This window comes from Larkinella sp., assembly GCF_965227735.1.
Classification (GTDB): domain Bacteria; phylum Bacteroidota; class Bacteroidia; order Cytophagales; family Spirosomataceae; genus Larkinella.
In genome coordinates this window covers 5,913,245-5,934,062 of the sequence record NZ_OZ245776.1, presented here as the reverse complement: position 1 = coordinate 5,934,062, position 20,818 = coordinate 5,913,245, and the positions used below count along the sequence as shown (strand labels likewise).

General features: G+C 52.8%; 22 protein-coding genes. 10 read left to right on the top strand and 12 right to left on the bottom strand.

Annotated features, from left to right (window positions below):
• Positions 1-61: 61 nt before the first annotated feature.
• Positions 62-904: an endonuclease/exonuclease/phosphatase family protein gene (locus ACO064_RS23260; protein ID WP_421829603.1), complete on the top strand. Its 843-nt coding sequence runs from the start codon at positions 62-64 to the stop codon at positions 902-904.
• A gap of 671 nt (positions 905-1,575) precedes the next feature.
• Here ACO064_RS23260 and ACO064_RS23255 read toward each other — a convergent pair.
• The 5 genes from ACO064_RS23255 to ACO064_RS23235 all read right to left on the bottom strand — a co-directional run bounded on the left by ACO064_RS23255 (position 1,576) and on the right by ACO064_RS23235 (position 9,777).
• On the bottom strand, positions 1,576-2,844 hold the full coding sequence (locus tag ACO064_RS23255) for a hypothetical protein (protein WP_421829602.1): 1,269 nt from the start codon (positions 2,842-2,844) through the stop codon (positions 1,576-1,578).
• 162 nt (positions 2,845-3,006) lie between these two features.
• Positions 3,007-4,449: a RagB/SusD family nutrient uptake outer membrane protein gene (locus ACO064_RS23250; RefSeq protein WP_421829601.1), complete on the bottom strand. Its 1,443-nt coding sequence runs from the start codon at positions 4,447-4,449 to the stop codon at positions 3,007-3,009.
• Between the two features lie 12 nt (positions 4,450-4,461).
• Positions 4,462-8,061 carry a SusC/RagA family TonB-linked outer membrane protein gene (locus tag ACO064_RS23245; protein ID WP_421829600.1) on the bottom strand — a complete coding sequence of 1,200 codons (3,600 nt, stop codon included), beginning with the start codon at positions 8,059-8,061 and terminating at the stop codon, positions 4,462-4,464.
• Positions 8,054-9,079, bottom strand: a complete 1,026-nt coding sequence (locus tag ACO064_RS23240) for a FecR family protein (protein WP_421829599.1) — start codon at positions 9,077-9,079, stop codon at positions 8,054-8,056. The genes ACO064_RS23245 and ACO064_RS23240 overlap by 8 nt, the downstream gene beginning before the upstream one ends.
• Positions 9,080-9,165: 86 nt before the next feature.
• Complete coding sequence (locus ACO064_RS23235) at positions 9,166-9,777, bottom strand: RNA polymerase sigma factor (RefSeq protein WP_421829598.1); 612 nt, start codon at positions 9,775-9,777, stop codon at positions 9,166-9,168.
• A 194-nt stretch (positions 9,778-9,971) separates the two neighbouring features.
• Here ACO064_RS23235 and ACO064_RS23230 point away from each other — a divergent pair, with 194 nt between their 5' ends.
• Positions 9,972-10,298 (top strand): nucleotide pyrophosphohydrolase, encoded by a 327-nt coding sequence (locus ACO064_RS23230; protein ID WP_421829597.1) that lies wholly within the window; start codon positions 9,972-9,974, stop codon positions 10,296-10,298.
• 59 nt (positions 10,299-10,357) lie between these two features.
• Here ACO064_RS23230 and ACO064_RS23225 read toward each other — a convergent pair whose 3' ends face one another.
• Entirely contained in the window at positions 10,358-10,603 is a 246-nt protein-coding gene (locus ACO064_RS23225) for a hypothetical protein (RefSeq protein WP_133299792.1), read from the bottom strand.
• A gap of 387 nt (positions 10,604-10,990) precedes the next feature.
• Here ACO064_RS23225 and ACO064_RS23220 point away from each other — a divergent pair, with 387 nt between their 5' ends.
• The 3 genes from ACO064_RS23220 (at position 10,991) to ACO064_RS23210 (ending at position 12,730) form a co-directional block, all read left to right on the top strand.
• Complete coding sequence (locus tag ACO064_RS23220; RefSeq protein ID WP_421829596.1) at positions 10,991-11,746, top strand: DUF5602 domain-containing protein; 756 nt, start codon at positions 10,991-10,993, stop codon at positions 11,744-11,746.
• Positions 11,747-11,812: 66 nt separating this feature from the next.
• Complete coding sequence (locus tag ACO064_RS23215) at positions 11,813-12,409, top strand: diheme cytochrome c-553 (protein WP_421829595.1); 597 nt, start codon at positions 11,813-11,815, stop codon at positions 12,407-12,409.
• Between the two features lie 72 nt (positions 12,410-12,481).
• Positions 12,482-12,730: a hypothetical protein gene (locus tag ACO064_RS23210; protein WP_421829594.1), complete on the top strand. Its 249-nt coding sequence runs from the start codon at positions 12,482-12,484 to the stop codon at positions 12,728-12,730.
• 126 nt (positions 12,731-12,856) lie between these two features.
• Here ACO064_RS23210 and ACO064_RS23205 read toward each other — a convergent pair whose 3' ends face one another.
• Positions 12,857-13,210 (bottom strand): hypothetical protein, encoded by a 354-nt coding sequence (locus ACO064_RS23205; RefSeq protein WP_421829593.1) that lies wholly within the window; start codon positions 13,208-13,210, stop codon positions 12,857-12,859.
• A 181-nt stretch (positions 13,211-13,391) separates the two neighbouring features.
• Here ACO064_RS23205 and ACO064_RS23200 point away from each other — a divergent pair, with 181 nt between their 5' ends.
• Positions 13,392-13,808, top strand: a complete 417-nt coding sequence (locus ACO064_RS23200) for a hypothetical protein (protein WP_421829592.1) — start codon at positions 13,392-13,394, stop codon at positions 13,806-13,808.
• Between the two features lie 38 nt (positions 13,809-13,846).
• Here the strand turns inward: ACO064_RS23200 and ACO064_RS23195 are convergent, their stop codons facing one another.
• The 3 genes from ACO064_RS23195 to yidD all read right to left on the bottom strand — a co-directional run bounded on the left by ACO064_RS23195 (position 13,847) and on the right by yidD (position 15,045).
• Positions 13,847-14,287 (bottom strand): DUF4174 domain-containing protein, encoded by a 441-nt coding sequence (locus tag ACO064_RS23195; protein ID WP_421829591.1) that lies wholly within the window; start codon positions 14,285-14,287, stop codon positions 13,847-13,849.
• 53 nt (positions 14,288-14,340) lie between these two features.
• A complete protein-coding gene (locus tag ACO064_RS23190) occupies positions 14,341-14,718 on the bottom strand; it encodes a co-chaperone GroES (protein ID WP_138989479.1) in 378 nt (125 codons plus the stop codon).
• Between the two features lie 117 nt (positions 14,719-14,835).
• Positions 14,836-15,045 carry a membrane protein insertion efficiency factor YidD gene (gene yidD, locus ACO064_RS23185; protein WP_222930262.1) on the bottom strand — a complete coding sequence of 70 codons (210 nt, stop codon included), beginning with the start codon at positions 15,043-15,045 and terminating at the stop codon, positions 14,836-14,838.
• Between the two features lie 145 nt (positions 15,046-15,190).
• On the opposite strand from yidD, the gene lgt reads away from it, so the two are divergent.
• Entirely contained in the window at positions 15,191-16,024 is an 834-nt protein-coding gene (gene lgt / locus ACO064_RS23180; RefSeq protein ID WP_421829590.1) for a prolipoprotein diacylglyceryl transferase, read from the top strand.
• A gap of 131 nt (positions 16,025-16,155) precedes the next feature.
• Complete coding sequence (locus tag ACO064_RS23175; RefSeq protein WP_421829589.1) at positions 16,156-16,788, top strand: transposase; 633 nt, start codon at positions 16,156-16,158, stop codon at positions 16,786-16,788.
• Between the two features lie 94 nt (positions 16,789-16,882).
• On the opposite strand, the gene ACO064_RS23170 is transcribed toward ACO064_RS23175, so the two are convergent.
• Positions 16,883-18,193 carry an MFS transporter gene (locus ACO064_RS23170; RefSeq protein WP_421829588.1) on the bottom strand — a complete coding sequence of 437 codons (1,311 nt, stop codon included), beginning with the start codon at positions 18,191-18,193 and terminating at the stop codon, positions 16,883-16,885.
• 204 nt (positions 18,194-18,397) lie between these two features.
• On the opposite strand from ACO064_RS23170, the gene ACO064_RS23165 reads away from it, so the two are divergent.
• Positions 18,398-19,804, top strand: coding sequence for a BamA/TamA family outer membrane protein (locus ACO064_RS23165; protein ID WP_421829587.1), 1,407 nt, complete (start codon positions 18,398-18,400; stop codon positions 19,802-19,804).
• Between the two features lie 36 nt (positions 19,805-19,840).
• On the opposite strand, the gene ACO064_RS23160 is transcribed toward ACO064_RS23165, so the two are convergent.
• Positions 19,841-20,296 (bottom strand): hypothetical protein, encoded by a 456-nt coding sequence (locus ACO064_RS23160; protein WP_421829586.1) that lies wholly within the window; start codon positions 20,294-20,296, stop codon positions 19,841-19,843.
• A gap of 121 nt (positions 20,297-20,417) precedes the next feature.
• Here ACO064_RS23160 and ACO064_RS23155 point away from each other — a divergent pair, with 121 nt between their 5' ends.
• The gene (locus ACO064_RS23155) at positions 20,418-20,807 is read left to right on the top strand and encodes a hypothetical protein (RefSeq protein WP_421829585.1); all 390 of its coding nucleotides are present in this window, start codon (positions 20,418-20,420) and stop codon (positions 20,805-20,807) included.
• Positions 20,808-20,818 lie beyond the last annotated feature (11 nt).

The following is a 20,818-nucleotide window of genomic DNA, read 5'->3' as shown; positions in this document are numbered from 1 at the left end:
GTATCTCTGATGTCCTCTGATTAACCCTGTGTAACAGTCTTTTAAACTGAATCCTTAAAACATGAAACAAACAATCCTACTCCTGCTTTGCACCTTTCTACTTGCTCAAGATGGTTTTTCCCAGAAAGACACGCCGATTACCATTGCCACCTACAACATCCGCTACAACACCAAAAATGACGGCATCAACGCCTGGCCCAACCGGAAGGAAGAGGTCAAGGCCCTGATCCGGTTCCACGAATTCGATATTTTCGGCACCCAGGAAGCCCTACGGGATCAGTTGGACGGCATTGCGGAACTGCCAGAATTTGCCTTTTTCGGGGCCGGTCGCGACGATGGACAACAGGCGGGGGAGCATTCAGCGATTTTCTACAAAAAAGACCGCTTCGAAATCCTGAAATCCGGCAATTTCTGGCTGAGCGAAACGCCCGACAAACCCGGCAAAGGCTGGGATGCCACCTGCTGCAACCGCATCTGCTCATGGGCGCAGTTCCGGGATAAAACCACAAAGAAGAAGTTCTACTTTTTCAGCGTTCACTTCGATCACCAGGGCGTGAAAGCCCGGCAGGAATCCGGCAAATTGATGGTGCAGAAAATAAAGGAAATCGCGAAAGACGAGCCCGTCGTGCTGGTGGGCGACCTGAACTCGACGCTCGAAACCGAACAGGTGAAAGCCATTGAAACCATCCTGAGCGATTCGTATAAGGCCACGGCCCAGCCGCCCTACGGCCCCGTTGGCACTTTCAACAGCTTCAAATTCGACGCGCCGATGAAAAACCGCATCGACTATATTTTCGTCAAAAAAGGCATCGACGTGCTGAAATACGGCGTTTTGACCGATGCCAAAGACCAACGCTACCCGTCCGACCATCAGCCAGTTGTGATCAAAGCCATTATCCGCTAACCTGGACGAACACCTTTTATGCTCAATCCAGATCCGCAGGGACAAAATGGGTCATCCCTACGGGATTTATCCTTATCGATGCGGATTTGGTTCTACAAAATGAGCCATCCCGACGGGATTAGTTTTGGTTTTGCGCACGACACGGTTTCTACAAAATGAGTCATCCCTACGGGATTGGTTTTGCGCGCGACACGGTTTCTACAAAATGGGTCATCCCTACGGGATTGGTTTTGCGCGCGACACGGTTTCTACAAAATGGGCCATCCCGACGGGATTGTTGGTTTTCCTACGCGGAATCGGTTCCGCCATTCGTCCCGTCGGGACAGCTCATTTTGTAGAAATCGCGTGTGCTTATCCGGGGTATGAATCCCGTAGGGATGGCCCATTTTGTAGAAACCGTGTCGCGCGCAAAACCAATCCCGTAGGGATGACCCATTTTGTAGAAACCACGTCGCGCGCAAAACCAAAAACAATTTCGGAGGGGTGATGAGGAGGCTGCAAGCAGGTGCTGAACTACGTCACGATGGACATGCTACGGGAACTGGCATTCGAAGAGGGAAAGGAATTATAAATGACAAATGATGAACGCCCAATGTAAAAGTAGTGTGCGCTTAGCTCCTGACTTTTACATTGGGCGTTCATCATTTAGTATTTTACATTCTTTTTTCATTCTATTCCTTCCAAACCGCCCGCAAATCCAGCAGATAGAGTTGCCGTCCATTGCCCCCGTGGGTGGAGTCGATGCAGACGAAATTGCCGTCTTTGCTGGTGCGGGGGTGCAAATCGCAACGCCACTCAGCCACGTAGCTTTCACCCGCCGGAAAATGCCCGAGGTCGATCCGCCGGTCGGTGGGCAGGTGGTAGAGATACGGCGTCTGATCCCGGCTTTTGGCATTGGCGTAGTTGTCGTTCAACAGCCATTCGTTGTTTCGCCCCGGCATATAGGTCTGGTGGCCGTTGACGGGCATTTTGTCGGACTTAATCGGCTCTATTTTTCCGGTTTTATCCCCCAGCAAATAGAACGACTGCGGCTGGCCTTCCGGTTTCGTAAACGCACAGATGGTGGTCGGATCGCGCCAGATGAAGTGCGACGTAAAACCGGAGGGATCGATGATGAAGCGGTCGGTGCCATCGGGATTCATCGTAAACATCCGGGTGACGAAGTTGGTCCGGGCCATCACCTGCCTGTCTTCGCGTTTGGTTCGCCAGCGGTGCAGAAAAGTCAACCGGGTTCCGTCCGTATTGACCAGTAAGTGATTGAACCAGTGAAAATTAGCCTCTACCGACTCGCCGTTGTGGGGAATGGAAGCCGCGTCGGCCAGGGACAGAAGCAGTTGGGTCGCACCGGTTTTTAAGTCCATTCGGTACAGGCCGATTTCCCTGGGGGCCTTGACATCGTAATACGGATCGCGAATCCCGGCATACCCGTAACCGGGTCGCAGATCCTGAATCCGGCTAAACTCCGTGCCAATGGCCCAGTTCCCGTCCGGACTCAGGGCGTAAACCGCCATCGGCAACGTCCGTTTTTTGCGGGTGAACACATCGACGATGTGGCTGACGTACTGATTGCCCACGCGGTCGTTCCAGATCACTTCCGATGCCGAACCCGGCACCCACTGCAACATGCAGCCCTGCTGCCAGCCCCACGCCCGGCTTTCGCCCAGTTCCGTCCACGAATCGTTTTTCTGCAAATCGATCAGTCCGATTTTGATGACATCATCACCCACCGGCGAACGCCCTTCAAAACCGACTTTCATGCCCAGCACATAGCGATTCGATGGATCGAACTGGCGTTTGTCGTAATAGCCAAACCAGTGAAAACCGGGGCCTTTCGTCAATGCCCGAACCGGAACCGCCAGCGGTTTTCCCATTGCCCGCCTAAACGTTAGCCCGCCCAAACCGGCCACGGCGGTTGTCTTTAAAAAATAGCGTCGATGCATAGAAAAGCGGCTTTGGGTGCTGATGACTCACACACCCAAAGCCGCTGAGGGTCAATAATCTACTGGCTAGAGCAAAGCGATGAGACAAGAGAAATGAGACAAGGGAAGCAAGCGTATGATTTTGTCTCACTTCTCTTGTCTCACCGCTTTGCTCTTATCAAATCAATACCCCGGATTCTGGGTGATTTTCGTCGGGTTGATGTCGATCTGGCTCTGCGGAATGGCAAACAGCAGGTTATTTTCGGTCAGATTCGTCTGGATACCAATGGCGGCCGCTTTGGCTCGCAGCACCGGCAGTGCCCGGCCCGTGCGCACCAGGTCGAACCAGCGGTGGCCTTCGAATGCCAGTTCAATCCGTCGTTCCTGTTCCAGTGCCAACCGCATGGCGGCTTGTGTTCCGGCGTCGGTGGCGGTTTTAGCGGCCAGTCCGGCGCGTTGCCGGATGCGGTTCAGGAAGGGCAGCGCCTGGGCCGTATTGCCGGTTTCATTCAGGGCTTCGGCATACATCAGCAACACATCGGCGTACCGCAAAACCGGCCAGTTGTCTTCCGAATCGCCGGAAATAACGGGCGCATCGCGGTATTTGCGAATAAAATTGTAGTCCACCCGAACCCCACTGGCATTGGTGTAGCTGGTGGCCAGCGACACCTCTCTCCGCAAATCACCGGGTTCATAAGCCGCGATCAGATCGGCCGTGGGTTGGTTGTTGCCCCCACCCCCAAACTGAATCACCGCGTTGCCCGAATTTTCGGGCGCATAGGCATTGGCAAAACCGCTGCCCTCGCCGATGCTGCCTTTTTTGTACTGGACATCAAAAATGGACTCCCGGTGGTTTTTCCCGGATGCCTGGAAAACACTGGCGTAGCTGGGCAACAAATCATACGTTCCGGCGTCGATCACTTCTTTCAGTTTGGCCGCGGCTTCGGCGTATTTCCGTTGGGTCAGATAGACTTTCCCCAACAGCGACTTGGCCGCTCCGCGCGTGGCCCGGCCCACATTGGCTCCGGTATAACTAACGTCCAAAACCCCTTCCGCATCCGTTAAATCCTGGATAATCTGCGCATACACGTCCGCAACCGGTGTACGCCCGTAAGTATAGCCTTCCTGCGGGTCAACCACCTCTTTAACCACCAGCGGAACATCGCCAAAAACCCGGACGAGGTTGAAATACATCAGTGCCCGTAAAAATTTCGCTTCGCCAACGATGCGTTTTTTCTGGTCTTCGTTCATGGTCACCCCCGCGCTCCGGTCGATGATGGCGTTGCAGCGGTAGATGCCCCGGTAACCATCGCTCCAGCGGGTAGCCACGAATGGATTGGTGGTTCGCATGTAAAATTTATCGAACTCGTCCTGATCCGTTACCGAACCGGATAGTACCGGGCGGGTATCGTCGGACGGTATTTCCGCAACCACGTAATACTGACCATACTGACCGCTGGACTGCAGTGATCCATAGGCTCCGTTCAGGGCATTCAGCAGGTCGGAACCGGTTCGGTAGAACGTCGCCGTACTGGCCTGTGAAATGGGCGACAAGGCCAGAAACTCGTCCTTACAGCTTGTCAACACAAGGCTCAAAAAGGTGATATACAAATAGTTCCGTTTCATGGAAGATTGAGATTAAAGACCAATGTTTACGCCAATTGTGTAGGTACGGGCCAACGGGTAGCTGCCGTAGTCGACTCCGCCGGTCAGCGGACCTTCATAGCCGCTCACTTCCGGATTGTAGCCCAGGTATTTCGAAACCGTCAGCACGTTTTGCACCCCGCCATACAACCGCAGACTTTGCACCTTCACGCGCTGGATCAGCGTTTTCGGGATGTTGTAGCCCAGCGTAATGTTCCGGATGCGGAAGTAACTGGCATCTTCGACCCAGCGCGACGAAATGGCGTTGTTGTTACCCGTTGTGCGCGTGTTGGCGCGGGGTGTGGTGCCATCGCCGGGTTGCTCCGGTGACCGCCAGCGGTTGAGTGCCGTGGTCAGGGAGTTGGCATTTCCTTCGAGGTTTTCGTAAAACCGGCGGGACAGATTCAGAATGGTCGACCCCTGAACGCCCTGAACCACAATACCCAGATCGAATCCTTTGAAACTGAATGTATTGGTCATACCGTAAATGAAATCCGGCTGGTTGTTGCCAATCAACGTCCGGTCGTTGGCATCCACTTTTCCGTCGCCGTTCACGTCTTCAAATTTGACATCACCCGGCTGCGAATCGGCAAAGTGGGGATACGAATCCAGGTCGGCCCGGTCGCGGAACACACCGATTTGCCGATAACCGAAGAAGCTGCCCAGCGGTTCGCCAATCATGGTGATGTTCGACTCGCCGACGCCCGTTCCACTACGGATGGGGTCGCCGGTGGGTCCGAGTGCCAGCACGGTATTGCGGTTGAACGAGAAATTCAGATCCGTCGTCCAGCTAAAGGCGCCCGTCAGGTTCCGGGTGTTCAAGGCTACTTCAAGCCCTTTGTTCTCGACTTTACCAATGTTTCGGACGGCCGATGAAAAACCGGTCAACGTAGGAACCTGTACGGCCAGCAACAGATCGGTCGTGATGCGTTTGTAGTAATCCATCGTCAGGAAAATGCGGTTACTGAGCACGCCCAGTTCAAGCCCGATGTCGGTTTGCCGGCTTTTTTCCCACGTCAGGTTGTCGTTCCCGATGGAGCTGACCGCCAGACCGTTGGCCAGTGCGTTCCCCAGCACGTAATTGTCCGGACCCAACAGCCCCAGCGACGGGTAGTTGCTGGTAAAGGCATTGTTTCCAGAAATCCCGTAGCTGGCTTTGAGTTTCAGTTCCGAAATGACGCGGTTGTTTTTCAGGAAAGACTCTTCCGATACGCGCCAGCCCACCGAAGCGGAGGGGAACGTACCCCAGCGGCTGTTCATGCCAAACCGCGACGAGCCATCGCGCCGGAAAGACGCATTAACCAGATAACGGTCTTTGAAGGAATAGGCAACACGGCCAAAATACGATGCCAGCGACCACTGATCCCGGAAGTTGCGGCCCGCCTGGGTTCCAATGATCGTACCGGCATTCACCGTCCGAACCAGGTCGTTCGGGAAGTTATTGGCATCAATCCGGTTGCGTTCAAAATCATTCTTCTGACTTTCCAAACCGACCAGCACTTCAAAGCGGTGTGTTTCGCCAATTTGCTTCGTATAATTTAAGGTATGGTTGGTCACCCAGTTCAGTTCCTGGAGGTTTTCAGCATACGCCAGATTGGCCGTTGGTGGCAGTAACTGGTTCAGCGGCAGTGCCGATGTGCGGTAATAATTCTGCCGCACATGCCGGATATCGGCCCCAATCGTTCCCCGATACAGGATTCCCAGCGGCAATTTCACCTCGGCGTAGGCATTGCCCAGCAAACGCGTGGTCCGGAGCTTATTATCGATTTCGAAGATGTTGGCGACCGGATTGGTAATGCCCGGCCAGTCGTAGGGGGCGGCATAGAAAGCCTGCGAATTATAAACCGTCGTTCCCGGCTGATAAATCGGAATAAACGGCGGCAGACTCAGAGCGGAATTGATAATTCCGTTGTCGGCCCAGTGCCGGTCGGTATTGACCTGATCTTCCACCGAAAACGACGGACTCAGGCTGATGCCCATTTTCAGGTACGACGTAATCTCGGCATCGATGTTGGTCCGGACGGTATACCGGTCGATTCCCGAACGTTTGACGACGCCATCCTGCTTCAGGTAATTGCCCGACACCATGTATTGTACCTTTTCGCTGCCCCCCGACGCTGTCAACTGGTAGTTGCTGATGGGCGCATTCTGAAAAATCATATCCTGGTAATCGTAGGTTGGCAAACTGCCCGGATCATCAAAATTAACCCCGGCAAATTCCCCGCGCGGATAGCGATACCGCTGACCCGCCGGACGGGCGCTGTTGGGATCGGTAATGGTGGCACCGGGTACCCGCTGGAGGTAGGCATTGTTGAAAGCTTCTTTCGAGAACTCGGCAAACTGCTGCGAATTCAGCATGTCCATTTTCTTGGTAATCTGCTGAACGCCGGTGTAGTAATCGAAGTTCAACCGCGCCTGACCCGATTTGCCGCGTTTGGTCGTGACGACCACCACCCCGTTGGCTCCCCGCGAACCGTAAATAGCCGTCGCCGAAGCATCTTTCAGGATGTCGATCTTGTCGATATCGTTGGGATTCAGCAGGTTCAATCCCCCGCCATTGGCCAGATCGCCCGAGTTCAGCGGTTGCCCGTCGATGACGACCAGCGGCCCGTTGCCGGCACTGATCGACCCCAGCCCCCGGATTTTGATGGAGGGACTGTTGCCCGGCGCACCTGTACTTTGCTGAATCAGTACACCCGGCAACCGGCCCGTCAACCCTTCCACAACATTTGGAACGGGCTGGTCTTTGATATCTTTCGTACTGATCGACGCAATCGAACCGGTTACGTCCCGCTTTTGCTGCGTTCCATACCCTACCACCACAATCTCGTTCAGCGTCTGATCCGACGGTTTCAGCGTTACATTGATCGTCGACTGGCTGCCCAGCGGTATTTCCTGCGTTCCGTAGCCGATAAAACTGAACACCAGCGTTCCGCCTTCCGTCGGTACCGAAAAGGCAAAATTACCGGATGCGTCGGTCGTCGTACCGCGGGTGGTGCCTTTCAGCGCCACGCTGACCCCCGGCAAACCGTCGGCTGTTTCCTCCGCCGTGACGCGGCCCGTCACCCGGCGCTCCTGAATGGTGACTTCTACCGGTTGCCGCATCAGCAGGGCCGATGTAACGGCAAGATCCAGGCGTTCGTCCGGTATGGTTCCCGTCCGCGACTGCACCAGCTGGCTGGTTTCCAGGGGCGCAACAAACGGAGCCAACCGGCTCGATGCCTCGTCCGCGTCGACAATCACATAATAATAATCATCGACTTTGCGGAAAGTCAGGTTGTTAGGTTTCAAAACCGCTTTCAAAACCGCTTCCCGGTCGGCCGTAGCGGGCAACGGCAGGCTCACGGTTTTGTCGCGCAGGGTTTTCCGTTGAAAAGCGAACTTGATGCCATATTTCTTTTCCAGATCGCGCAGCACGTCACTCAGCGACCGGACCGTTGGATTGCCGTTTCGGGCATTCCGGGGAAATTCCTGTATCAAATGGGGATGCCGGGGAATCGTGTTCGATGCCAGCATCTGCGCTTCAGCCGTGGTCGTCAGACACCACAGGCCCAAAATCGCCAGTCGGATTCGGGTTGGTAGGGATTTATTCATTTTTGTAATTGGATAAAACGATTTGATTGTCCTGTTTATCAATTCGCAAGCGAAAGGTCTCGGCAATCAGCCGAATCAATAGCTCCGGTTTGTTGGCCGGTACCGATCCCGTAAAGGGTTCATTGAGCAGGTTTTTGTTGGTAATTGAGACGGTGAGCCCGTACTCATCATTCAATCGCTGGACAATTTCGGCCAGACGTTCCTCTTCCAGCACCAGCAAATTGTCGCGCCAGGCCACATAGCGCCCGGCATCGACCCGCTGCCGGCGGAGGGCGGTTTTTCCGCCCGTCGTTTCCACCAGATCACCCGGCTGCATCATCACATCGGGTTGCTGCTGCAATGCCAGCTTCACTTTTCCTTCCTGCAAGACCACCTGCGTGCGGGTCCGGCGGGTGTTTACGTTGAAGCGCGTGCCCAGCACCACCACATCGGCAGCACCGGTATGCACCACGAACGGCATCCGTCGGCCCATCGGTTTTTTGCTGACGTCAAAGAATGCTTCACCCGTCAGCCGCACCTCCCGGCGCCCTTCGGTCTGCCAGTCGCCCGACATCTGCAAAATGGAATTAGCATTCAGCGTCACAACCGAACCATCCGGCAACGTCACCGTCTGAATCTGGCCGTAAGCGGTTTTGTACTCAATCGGTGAAGTCTTTCCTTTATACAACCACCAGCCCATACCCGCCAGCAACAGCAGGGTGACGGCGGCCGCATACCGGTAAAAAACCGGTCTGAAAAACACCCGCTTCGGTTCGGGTTGCCGGGCAAGCTGTTTCTGGCGGAGTCGTTGAAAAGAATCCATTACGGCGCTTTCGGGCAATACCTGCCAGGTAGACTCCAGACCAATCACCAGCAACCGGGCCTGCTCGATGGTGCTTTGCTGCTGTGGATAGAGGGCTTTCACCGACTCCCAGAACCGATTAGTTTCTGACGTTGGGGCAACTATCCACGCCTGAAAGTCGGGGTCCCGGGCGAGGTCAATGGAGTCAAGGTTAGCGTAGTATTCCTGCGGTTTCATGCCGTGTTGAAGGATCAATCAACGGTAAGAGCAGAAACCGGAAGCTTTGTAGTATGAACGGAGGAAAAATTTGTAAAAAAAATGAATCAGCGATTCATAAACAGTCCCAGCAGGAGCAATAAAACCGGCCAGTTGGTCTGCAGACGTTTGCGGAGGGCAGTTAGGGCCTGATACAATTGCGTCCGGGCGGTGTTGTAGGTGATGCCCATCACAGCGCAGATGTCATCGTAACTCAAATCCGTGAAATACCGCAAATACAGGATTTCCTGCTGCCGGGGCGATAAGGTCGTGAAGGCGCTTTGCATGTGTTCGTGCTGTTCCTGATTCAGTTTGTCCTCCAGCAGCCGGTCTTCGGCCGAAGGCTCGGCTGGCAACAGACCGAATTGTTCTTCCACATCGGTTTCAGAAAACCGGCGCTGCCGCTCGGCGAGTTGGGTCACCAATCGGTTGCGGAATGCTTTCAGCAAATAAGATTGAACGGATTGTGGTTGCGTCAGCGTCTGGCGATACTTCCACAGGTCGATGAACACGTCGTGAATCGCATCTTCGGCGGTGGCCTGGTCGGCCCCAAACCGTCGGCCGTAGTTGATCAGATGCCGGTAATGCGCCGAATACAATGCCGCAAAAGCCGACTCGCTTCCCTCCCGGAAAGCATTCCAGTGCAGCAGGTCGTTCGGGGTGTCGGAGCGGGCGTTCATCAGTCGTTTGCAAACTAACCAGTAAAGACAGAAGAGGAGCAAACTTAACCGATTCCTACAGAAATTGGTATTATTTACGGATAAATTTGCGTGGGCGTCTTGCTCAAAAACGCCTAGATTTGCAGACCATACTCCGCCAGGCTTGGCCTTCGCAACGACTGCTGGAACTTTACGGGGCATTGCCTACCCATCTTATGACACTACACGAAGCCCAGGACACGGTCGATGAATGGATTAAAACCATCGGTGTCCGCTACTTTAACGAACTCACCAATATGGCCATGCTCACCGAAGAAGTCGGTGAAGTGGCCCGGATCATCGCCCGCCGGTATGGTGAACAATCGGAAAAAGAATCCGATAAAGACAAGGATCTCGGCGACGAAATGGCCGATGTTCTCTGGGTTTTGATCTGCCTGGCCAACCAAACCGGTGTTGACTTAACGGCGGCTTTTCAAAAAAATCTGGAAAAAAAAACCAGCCGGGATGCAAACCGGCACCTCGATAATGAGAAGTTGCGGTAAGGCAAGACATCCGGCCGGTTTTCCTGGTTAAAACATACCAATTGGTAAGTAATTACCCTTTATTTATACGGTTTTAAAATCTGGTGTCCTTCTTTTATCAGGGCTTCCGCCGACTTTTTGGAGACCACCCAGAAAAGGGTTTCACTTTTATGCTTTACAACTGAGAATTCTTTTCCGCCGTCGCGAAACAAGCGGTTACAGGCCCGCATAGCGTCAATTTGATTGGTGTACTGATTGTCTTGGGATTCATGCAAAGCTTTGGCAAGTCGTCTCAATCGAAGGTATGAGCGAATGGATTCAAACATGGGAAACGGAGGGCTAGTTGATTTTAAAGTTACACGTTAGAGTAATTTTACTCATAAATTTTAAAATACTCAAACAATTCAGGTGCCAATGTAACCAATACTACCAAAAATGGTAACATACGCCACTAGAATGCTAAGATCCTGCACTCTCCCAACCCTAAAATCAGGCTTGTCCGGCCCTCCTCCATGAAGCCGTTGCGTTCGCAACGCGAAACGAAAATAGGGCCATTTCGCCCGCTGGAACCTGTTTTGTCCAAAATGAGATAAAGAATGTCTGTTTTGAGCTAACCGTATCCTGTCACAAATTCCCAATTTTGTTGCGTATCCCAGCGCGTCGAAACAGTAGGGGTATTTATTCTCAACTAAAAAAAAACAGCTCACTATTGCATGAAAAAACTTTTTACACTTCCGATGCTGGCCCTGCTCTTTTTGACGGGCTGTGGCGACAACGACGACACGGTTGCGGTTGCCCCGACCTACAAAGGAACCGAACAGGCACTGGGCAATGGCAAAGCCTATTCCTGGGTGAAATTTACGTCCGACAATACACCTACTGCCATTGGATTCACGCTCACCAAAGGGGCACTGGATAACCTGCCTCACGGTGGAGTAGCCCTGGTGCTGAGCCTGCCGACCGAAGCCGTCGGCAAAACGCCTTTCGATCACATCATGCTCGATTACCTGCACACCGGACACGAACCTCCGGGCGTCTATGATGTGGGCCATTTCGACATGCACTTCTACATGCAGCCCCTGGCCGAGCGGAAAGCGATTCCGGTTTACGAAGCCGCCAAAGCGAAATTCGACAATCTGCCTGCTGCCGGGTATTTGCCCAGCAACTACATTCGCCTGCCAGCCGGGGTGCCGGAAATGGGTGTTCACTGGGCCAACCCTGCCTCCCCCGAACTGGCGGGTACAGGTAAGTTTACCGAAACGCTTATTTTCGGTTCCTACGACGGCAAAGTCACCTTTATCGAACCGATGGTTGCGCACGAATTTTTGAAAAACAAACCCAATCTCGCCAAGGCTGTGCCGGTTCCTGCCAAGTTTGCCAAGGCGGGTTACTATCCGATGCAATACACCATTAAACAAGTGGGCGACGACATTCAGGTGAGCCTCGAGGGATTGATGATGATGCAGTAACGATCATCCGTTCAGCCGATTCCTGTTCGTCTCTTTTTCAAGATCATAATCCATCCGATGCATTATATGAAAAACCTTCACTTGACGGTATTGCCCATTGCCCTTCTTTGCGTGTCTCTTTTATCCGGTTTTACGAAAAATGAAGACACGCCCAAAAAAAACAATAGAATCACCCCCCAATCGGATGAAGCCACGATCAAACGTGGAAAATACCTGGTTGGCATTCTGGGCTGTCAGGACTGTCACTCTCCCAAACGCATGGGGGCTCAGGGGCCGGAGGTCATTCCGGAATTGCATTTATCCGGTTATCCGGCTGGTCGGCCGGTTGGGAAAGTGGTGCCGGAAGCCCTGAAAAATGGCTGGATGCTGTTTGGTCCCGATGGAACGTCGGCCGTTGGTCCCTGGGGCGTTAGTTTTGCGGCTAACCTCACGTCCGACGCCACCGGAATCGGCACCTGGACCTACCAGCAATTCAAAACGGCGCTGACCAAGGGCAAATCCAAGGGCATTGCCACGGCGAGGCCGCTGTTGCCTCCCATGCCCTGGTTCAACTACACCGATATGGCGGAAGAAGACATTCAGGCGGTTTTTCAGTACCTGAAAAGCACCAAACCGGTCAAAAATGCCGTACCTGCCCCCATCGGCCCCGATAAGCTGAATTAAGAAACCGACGTAAAGGTTGGCTTAACATTTCGTGGTGTCCGGTAGTTAAGAACGTATACCAGACATAAACCCATGAAAAATCTAAGTGACCTTTCGTTCGATGAGATTCAGAAAATGTATGCTTATGCCATCAACCTGGCGGCTGCTTACGTTAAAGATGCCGAGAAGCATTACAAAGCGGATGAAAAAGAAAGAGGGGATGACTTTACGGCTGCTGATCAGGAGTGGACGGAATACGCCCGAATTCTGGATCTGGAACTCCAAAACCGGATCAAGTCGGCGGTAAACATCCAAACCCCGCAACCGCAGCCGTTCATTTAACCGGCCGAACAACAAAGCCCCCTGATCGCACCAAAAGGTCAGGGGGCTTTTTTATTGACAGCTATCCAGACGTTTGCGAATGGTGGAATTCAGCGAGCCATTTGCCAAAGCCGTGGCAGGAAATACTCAGCGCAGGAAATGGACCGCTACCATCGCAATGTGAACCAGCAGGTTAACGGTAAAAAGCTGAACACAGAACCGTACGGACAACAAGCCCAGGTTGGAAACCAATACGCCGAAGAAACTGACCACCGCGATTCCCGCGAAAATGTCACTGTAACCGAAATCAAAATATTGAAAAACCAGCAGCGAAGCCGGCGTTATGACGCAACTCTGGAGAATCAGCAGGGCCACCATGACCGTAAACCGGTAATCGCCGGTTTCCAGAACATTGATGGCACGGTTATACCGGGTACGCCAGTTTAAAGGAGCAGGTTGATCGGTAACAGAATGGGCGGGAAAAGCGAGTTTCGTGTTCATCGTCGTAAGGAATAATTGATGACACAAAAGTCGTCCGGAAATGACCACCCGGGAATGAGATCCGTTAGCCAACCGGCTGATCTCTGTTTGACCGCGAATTAACAATCCTCACGTCAAAAACTGACGAATGTCATGGCGAAGGTCCGGGCGAAGCGGCAGCTTTACGGAAAATATGAATACGATGGAACCGCTAAAGAACTCGATTGCCGATCTGGAAATGTATCAACTGGAAAATTGTCATTCCGAAAACAAGCGGTGGGCCCTTACCCTGACGAGCTACGAACAGGAAATTGAGCAGTTGATGACCCTCCTGGATGATGTCCTGGAGCAATTCAACCACCAGAATCTGCGCCAGCGCGCCTTCGATTACCAACAGAGCCTGAACCGGCTGAAAGTGTGGTTTACGCGCCTGCATACGGACCTGATTTGCGACCGTTCTACCTGCGTTTCAGCCACACCACTTCCGTGTGGAGAATCCCAATTCGGCCGCTACAAGGCCATTCCCAGCCAGTTTGCCGGTTTATCCGACGAATTTACCAAAATCAAAGCGGGTTGTTATCAGTTCCTGTCGGTCGTCGTGCAATTGAATTTGATGTAACATCCACGTTCCGGGTAGCAAATTGAAAGCCGGGTTTCCTACTGTCTCCGGGTCTCCGCCTGCCGCATGGACATGCTGTCGATGATGCGGAATACCTCGCCGGGTTTGATCGGTTTTTTGAACGTGTGTTTCACCCCGCCGTCTTTGCCGATGAGCCAGCCTTTGAAAACGTCGGAGGGGGTTAACTGAAACGCATTTTTGGTCAGAAACTGCCGGTCGGTTTCCGGCAGTTCGGCGGCAGTCAGCATGATCACATCCAGGTCGCGTTCATCCAGGCCCGCTTTTTCAGTTTGCAGGATTTTTTGCTGCTGCAAAAAAGCAGGTTGCGCCGGATCAGTTCCATACACCAGCAAAATGCGCCGGTCGTTCCGCTTCTCGTCCAGTACGGTTTTCAGGGATTTCTTTTGAAAACCGTTATTTTCCATGGCTCCAACCAGGGTCATGCTGAGCAGCAGCCCCATCAACCATACCATCTGCATACCGTCAAGGGTTTGAAGAGCCTCTGTTTCGGCTCACTACCCATAACCCTTTTTTAATCGAAGAGGTTTTCGGAACGTTCCAGCAACAGAATAGCCGACTGCGGAACGATGCAGTATTTTTCACCTTCGTATTCCAGTTCGATGGCGTTTCGCTGGAGGTAGATGGCCAGATCGCCTTCCAGCGCCTGAAGCGGCATGTATTTTACTTTTTCCTCGGTTTCCTTCCAGGGTTCCTCTTCCGACGGCGAAGGAATCGGATACCCCGGCCCCACTTTGATGACGTAGCCGCTCTGAACCTGTTCTTTTTCCGTTACGGTCGGTGGTAAATACAAACCGCTGTTGGTGCGTTCACTCGGGTTTTTGGGTTTCACCAGCACCCGGTCTCCCACCACAATCAATCGTCTCAATCGGTTATCTGCCGTTATTTCCATGGTTGTCAATCAGTAGTCGTTTTTGCGCCGGTAACCGTCGCCAGCCACCCCGATCAATAATCAGGCTACCCCGGATTTTGCGACAAAATGTCAGCCCTCTCCCGATTTCGACGGCCATCAGGGAACCGGATCGTAGCCGCTGCCGCCCCACGGATGACAGCGCGCAATGCGCTTCAACCCCAGTTCCCCGCCTTTCAAAGCGCCGTATTTCTGCACGGCTTCAATCATGTACTGCGAGCAGGTCGGCGTATACCGGCACGAATTGGGCAGGTAGGGCGAGAGGGCACCCTGGTAAAATCGAACGAAACCAATCAACACGGTTTTCATAATAGATAACAAGTCCTTCCTAAAATCTTTTCTATCTTTGCTTGCAATCCGCGCCGGGCAGGCTCTTCAACCAGCCAGTCGGGCCGCAGAACTCAAACCCTGAGCCGCCGATGCGGGTCTATTTTTTAACACGTCACGAAATCGAATGCTCTCCTACATCATCTGGGACGTTAATCCCGAATTGTTTTCTATCGGCTCTTTCTCCGTTCGCTGGTATGGTCTTCTGTTCGCCCTCGGTTTTCTGCTGGGCCAGCAAATCATGCTCTACATCTTCAAACGCGAAGGCAAACCCATTAGTGACATCGACGCCCTGACGCTTTATATGGTCATTGCCACCGTTCTCGGCGCCCGAATTGGTCATTTCCTGTTCTACGAGCCCGAAGTTCTGTTCAAAAACCCACTGGAGGTGATTCTCCCCCCCTACCGCGGACTGGCTAGCCACGGTGCCACCGTCGGCATTCTCACCGGTTTGTGGCTCTACTCCCGCCGGAAATCCAGCCTGGCGACCCAGCAGACGTTCCTCTGGGTGACCGACCGCATCGTGATCGCCGTAGCCCTGGGCGGCTGTTTCATCCGACTGGGTAATCTGATGAACTCCGAGATTGTTGGCCGCCCCACCGATGTGCCCTGGGGATTCGTCTTTGTTAACAACACAGAGTACCTACAGATTCCCCGCCATCCGGCGCAATTGTACGAAGCCATTTCGTGCCTCTTCATCTGCCTCTTTCTGTTCTGGTTCTGGAACCGCTACAAACAGAATACACCCCGGGGCAGTCTGCTCGGCATCTTCCTGATCGGGGTATTTGGCCTGCGGTTTTTCTATGAATTCCTGAAAGAAGATCAGGTCGAGTTTGAAAAAACGCTGGCCCTCAATATGGGTCAAATCCTGAGCATTCCAGCCGTGCTGGCCGGTATTTATTTATTGGTGGTCAGTTTCCGGAAACAGGCGTCTCTCCAGAGTTCCGGAAAAAACCGGTAGCTGCCAGCGATTTCTTACCGATGACTCAATAATGAATACGTTGTAAACAGAAACCTTCTTTCTTTGCTTCAACTCCTCCGGCATAAACCGGTTGGGGCATAAACTCTTGACTAAACCAATCCAAACTACGAATGAAACTGATCCAATCAGTACCCGTTTTCTTGCTGGCGGCTACGCTGTTGATGGGCTGCGGTGGCAACAAAGAAGAAGAAAAAGCCGAATCATCGGACGATGACGGGACCTCGATTTCGGCCAGCGAAAGCGTCGATGCGCTGAAAAAAATGGCCGACCAGGCGGAAGAAATGCAGAAAAATGGCCCCGTCGAAACCGTCGATTTCCGCAAACTCAAAGAAATGCTCCCCGCCGATGCCGACGGTTTGGCCCGCAAAGAAGCCACCGGCGAGAAAAACGGCATGGCCGGTTTCAATATCTCCACTGCCAAAGGTGAATACCGCAACGACGACGACAGCCAATCCATCGAAGTGAACATCGTCGATGCGGGCGGAACCGGTGCTTTGATGGGCCTGGCCGCCTGGTCGATTATCGAAGTGGACAAGGAAACCGAAAACGGCTACGAAAAAACCACCAAGTTTGGTGATTACAAAGCCTACGAAAAATACGACAACGAAAGCAAAAACGGCGAAATTGCGGTATTGATCAACAATCGTTTCATCGTAACCGCCAAAGGCAATGGCGTTGAAATGAGCAAAATCAAAGGCACGCTCGAAGACATCGACCTGAGCAAGCTGGCGGATTTGAAATAGATAAATTAGACAAGAGAGGTGAGACAAGAGAAGTGAGACACCTGCGAATGGATTGGTCTTTACTCTCTTGTCTCACCTCTCTTGTCTGGTTTCATCAATGCCCTCCGGCCCCCAGGGGAAAGGCCGCTTCTTCGGCCTGATTGGTTTCCTTCACCAGAAAGCAGGCTCCGGCGGCCAGAATCAGGCAAACCCCACAGAGCGCCAGTGCATTACGCGGATCGCTGTTCAAGACGGTTTCGTACAAAAAACCAATTGTCATGTTGTTGATAATCTGCGGAACAACGATAAAACCGTTGAACAGTCCCATGTAAACGCCCATCCGCTCTTTGGGAACGGAGGTGGAAAGCATGACGTAGGGCATCGACATGATGGAGCCCCAGGCCAGGCCAACCAGCGTCATGCCGACGAGGAAAATGTATTTGTCGTGCGAAAACAGCATCGACAGAAACCCCAAACCGCCGATGGTCAGGAAAACCGCGTGGGTGCTGCGACGACCCAGCCGGTTGGCAATGGGCGGCAGCAAAAACGAGATTCCGAAACAGCCGACGTTGAAGAGGGCGAAACACAGGTTACTCCATTCCAGCCCTTTGGCGAACCCTTCAGGATTGATTTTCGCATCCGGCGCATCGAAGGCATGGCGGGCAATGGCCAGCGACAGATACTGCCACATCAGCGGCAAACCGTACCAGGTAAAGAATTTTACCCACCAAAGCTGCTTCATGGTGGCAGGCATGTGGCGAAAAGCATCGAATACTTCAGCAAACGCGTGAAAAACGCCCCGCTTCTCTTTTTTCATCCGCTCAAACTCCTCCAGGTTTTCGGGCGGATACTCCGTGGTCGTATACATCGTCCAGATTACCGCTCCCAGAATCGCAACACCACCGATGTAAAAAGAGTATTTGACAAAGTCGGGGATCAGGTTGGCCCCGGTAGCCGCCACGGCGATGCCAAAAAATGGCAGAATGAACGGCATCAGATTGGCCAGCGTCTGCCCGAACCCGACAAAGAAACTCTGAACGGCAAACCCCAGATTCCGTTGCTGGTTGTTTAATTTGTCGCCAATAAACGCCCGAAACGGCTCCATCGTGATGTTCAATCCCGCATCGAGCAGCCACATCAGGCTGGCGGCCATCCAGAGCGCCGACGAGTTGGGCATCATGATCAAGGCAAAACTGGTGATGAGTGCGCCCACGAGGAAATACGGTTTTCGACGTCCCCAGCGTTTAGACCATGTCCGGTCGCTCATCGCGCCGATGATGGGCTGCACCAGCAAACCGGTGACGGGACCCGCCAGCCAGAGGATGGGAATGGCGGATTCTTCGGCGTTGAGATACCGGAAAATGGGACTCATGTTGGCCTGCTGTAAACCAAAGCCGTACTGAATACCCAGAAATCCAAAACTCATGTTCCAGATTTGCCAGAAACGTAAATGGGGCTTTTCTTTCATAAGAAAAACGACGGGAAGAGATGTGTTTAGGTTAGCGGAAGAGCCAAAAAAGGACTCGATTCTGACAATAATAAGGATTTTGTTGCAAGATTCGAAGATTGTTTTTACCTATTTTTTTATTGCGGTACTTTTGAAGATGCCCTCGTCAATGACGCACGTTTAATGCTACTATCGTTACTTTTCTGGACGTTGTCTTTTGCAGATTCGACGGCAAAACCAGCCGCCGTTGCCGATACCGTGCAGCGCGGTTATTGGGTAGTTCGATCAGTCCACATTCACGGAAACCACCGGACGCGGGAGCGCATCATCCTGCGCGAACTGGAAGTAAAAGCCGGTGATACTATCCCAAGGCCGCAATTGACCGAAAAGCTGGCCTGGGACCAGCGAAAAGTCACCAACACCAACCTGTTTATCACCGTCGAGGTGACGGCTAAAGAAGTCAGCGCGAACGAAATCGAAATCGAAATCAATCTGAAAGAACGCTGGTACGTTTTTGTGATCCCGGTTTTCGACCTGGCCGACCGCAACTTCAACGAGTGGTGGTATGAACGGGGCCGCAGCTTCCGCCGAACGATTTACGGGGCGCGGCTGAACTACAAAAATGTGACCGGCAATGCCGATAAAATCAACGCCATTTTTGAATTTGGTTTTACGCGCCGAACGCAGGTTGTCTACTCGCTTCCTTACATTGACAAGGCGCAGAAAACCGGCATCAGTTTTGGCGCATCCTACCAGACCAACAAGGAAGTGGCTTACCGCTCGGCGCTCGATAAACTGGTGTATTTCCGGAGCGAGGATTTGATGCGCGACCGGTTTTTCACCAATGTCATCCTGACCCGCCGGAACCAGTTCTACAACTTCCACCGCCTGGAACTCCGGTTGGTCCGCAATTCGATTGCCGATACCGTGGCCCGGCTGAACCCCGACTATTTTCTGAATGGCCAGACCAAACAGCGGTATTTTCTGCTGAGTTACCTCTTCACGCACGACCGGCGCGATGCCGTGGCCTATCCATTGCGGGGACATTACCTCAACCTGACAGCCAATCAATACGGACTTCTGCCGTCCGACAATGTACGGTTGTTTGAAGTTATGGCGAGTTATACCCGCTACTGGCCACTGGGCGCAAAATTCTACGCCAGCAACAGCGTACGGGGCAAACTTTCGTGGCCCGAGCGTCAGCCGTATACCAACCTGCGCGGTTTAGGCTATTTGTCGGATTTTGTGCGGGGCTACGAATTGTATGTGATCGATGGACAACGGTATGGACTGGTTCGCAACACGCTGAAATACCAGTTGCTGAACGTTCGGAAACACATCCGTTGGATGCCGATGAAGCAGTTCAACACCCTTCCGCTGGCGTTGTACGTCAGTCTGTTTGGCGATATGGGCTACGTCAACAGCACGCTGGCGCAGGAATACAACAGTCGGCTGGCCAATTCGTGGCTCTACGGCGGAGGGGTGGCACTGGACGTGGCCACGTTCTACAACATCGTGGGGCGCATCAGCTACTCCGTCAACCGGCAGGGCCAGACTGGCATTTTCTTTAACTTCACCTACGATTTGTAAAACGCATCCCAAAACCGGCTAACGGTTCTGCAAACGCTATTCCTTCGTAACCCGGCGGTATTTCTCCACAATGATCCGGTCAATTCCCAACTTCTCCAGTTTTTCAACGCCTTTTTGAATCAGCGTATCCCCGTGTAGTTGCACCACAAATTCGAATTTGTGATTTTCCCACGCTTTGTCAATGAAATACTCCAGGTGTTCGGTATACACGCTGTCTACCAGGGTGTAGCTGCCTCCGCCTGCCGTGAATGCCGGAGCCGCCGAGTCTTTTTCCGTCGGCAGGGCGTGGTTGAGGAAAGCGAAATGGGTGGAATTGATAATCTTGATCATTTTCTGCTTCGGATTAAACGTCGAAAACGTCGAATCCTTTTCGGTGGCCGTGGCCGAAATCAGTTCCCAGGTGCCGACGAGGGGCAACGCGCCAGGTTTGGTTTCACAACCGGCGAAGGCAAAACTGAGGGCCATCAGCGCTAGCGTAAAGTTGAATTTCATGTTTACTCAGGAGCGGTTTTTTGTTATCTTGTCAGTTGGTAAAGATAGCGGTCTTTGTGCTTAGTTTCTCACCTTGTGGGTTGGCGTAATTTTGATTCACAACTGACATTCAGCCCTGAAAATGAAAACCAGAACCGTCCATTTCAATCCTTCGGATTTCGAACCCGTACGAACGGTGGCGCTCCGGTTTCCGGGAACTGAAGAAAGCGTCTCGCACGAAAATACGCCCTCCATCAAGGTGCGGGGTAAACTGATGTGCCGGTTGCACGAATCCGGCGAATTTATCCCCATTCGGCTCGATTTTGCCATCCGGGATGCCTACCTCGACAGTCATCCCGAGATTTTTCATCTCCCGGATCACTTCAAAGGCTACCCTTATATCTGCATGTGGATTCATCCGTACGACCGGAAATTGCTGGCTGAAATCCTGGAACTGAGCTGGCGGGGACTGGCCACCAAAAAACAAATTTTGGAATGGGAAGCCCAAACGGGTTCGCCCGAACCCCATTAAATTGTCAAAAA

Coding starts and splice junctions, on each gene's coding strand:
- ACO064_RS23260 (WP_421829603.1), top strand. CDS start 62: ATGAAACAAACAATCCTACTCCTGCTTTGCACCTTTCTACTTGCTCAA.
- ACO064_RS23255 (WP_421829602.1), bottom strand. CDS start 2,844: ATGCATCGACGCTATTTTTTAAAGACAACCGCCGTGGCCGGTTTGGGC.
- ACO064_RS23250 (WP_421829601.1), bottom strand. CDS start 4,449: ATGAAACGGAACTATTTGTATATCACCTTTTTGAGCCTTGTGTTGACA.
- ACO064_RS23245 (WP_421829600.1), bottom strand. CDS start 8,061: ATGAATAAATCCCTACCAACCCGAATCCGACTGGCGATTTTGGGCCTG.
- ACO064_RS23240 (WP_421829599.1), bottom strand. CDS start 9,079: ATGAAACCGCAGGAATACTACGCTAACCTTGACTCCATTGACCTCGCC.
- ACO064_RS23235 (WP_421829598.1), bottom strand. CDS start 9,777: ATGAACGCCCGCTCCGACACCCCGAACGACCTGCTGCACTGGAATGCT.
- ACO064_RS23230 (WP_421829597.1), top strand. CDS start 9,972: ATGACACTACACGAAGCCCAGGACACGGTCGATGAATGGATTAAAACC.
- ACO064_RS23225 (WP_133299792.1), bottom strand. CDS start 10,603: ATGTTTGAATCCATTCGCTCATACCTTCGATTGAGACGACTTGCCAAA.
- ACO064_RS23220 (WP_421829596.1), top strand. CDS start 10,991: ATGAAAAAACTTTTTACACTTCCGATGCTGGCCCTGCTCTTTTTGACG.
- ACO064_RS23215 (WP_421829595.1), top strand. CDS start 11,813: ATGAAAAACCTTCACTTGACGGTATTGCCCATTGCCCTTCTTTGCGTG.
- ACO064_RS23210 (WP_421829594.1), top strand. CDS start 12,482: ATGAAAAATCTAAGTGACCTTTCGTTCGATGAGATTCAGAAAATGTAT.
- ACO064_RS23205 (WP_421829593.1), bottom strand. CDS start 13,210: ATGAACACGAAACTCGCTTTTCCCGCCCATTCTGTTACCGATCAACCT.
- ACO064_RS23200 (WP_421829592.1), top strand. CDS start 13,392: ATGGAACCGCTAAAGAACTCGATTGCCGATCTGGAAATGTATCAACTG.
- ACO064_RS23195 (WP_421829591.1), bottom strand. CDS start 14,287: ATGCAGATGGTATGGTTGATGGGGCTGCTGCTCAGCATGACCCTGGTT.
- ACO064_RS23190 (WP_138989479.1), bottom strand. CDS start 14,718: ATGGAAATAACGGCAGATAACCGATTGAGACGATTGATTGTGGTGGGA.
- yidD (WP_222930262.1), bottom strand. CDS start 15,045: ATGAAAACCGTGTTGATTGGTTTCGTTCGATTTTACCAGGGTGCCCTC.
- lgt (WP_421829590.1), top strand. CDS start 15,191: ATGCTCTCCTACATCATCTGGGACGTTAATCCCGAATTGTTTTCTATC.
- ACO064_RS23175 (WP_421829589.1), top strand. CDS start 16,156: ATGAAACTGATCCAATCAGTACCCGTTTTCTTGCTGGCGGCTACGCTG.
- ACO064_RS23170 (WP_421829588.1), bottom strand. CDS start 18,193: ATGAGTTTTGGATTTCTGGGTATTCAGTACGGCTTTGGTTTACAGCAG.
- ACO064_RS23165 (WP_421829587.1), top strand. CDS start 18,398: ATGCTACTATCGTTACTTTTCTGGACGTTGTCTTTTGCAGATTCGACG.
- ACO064_RS23160 (WP_421829586.1), bottom strand. CDS start 20,296: ATGAAATTCAACTTTACGCTAGCGCTGATGGCCCTCAGTTTTGCCTTC.
- ACO064_RS23155 (WP_421829585.1), top strand. CDS start 20,418: ATGAAAACCAGAACCGTCCATTTCAATCCTTCGGATTTCGAACCCGTA.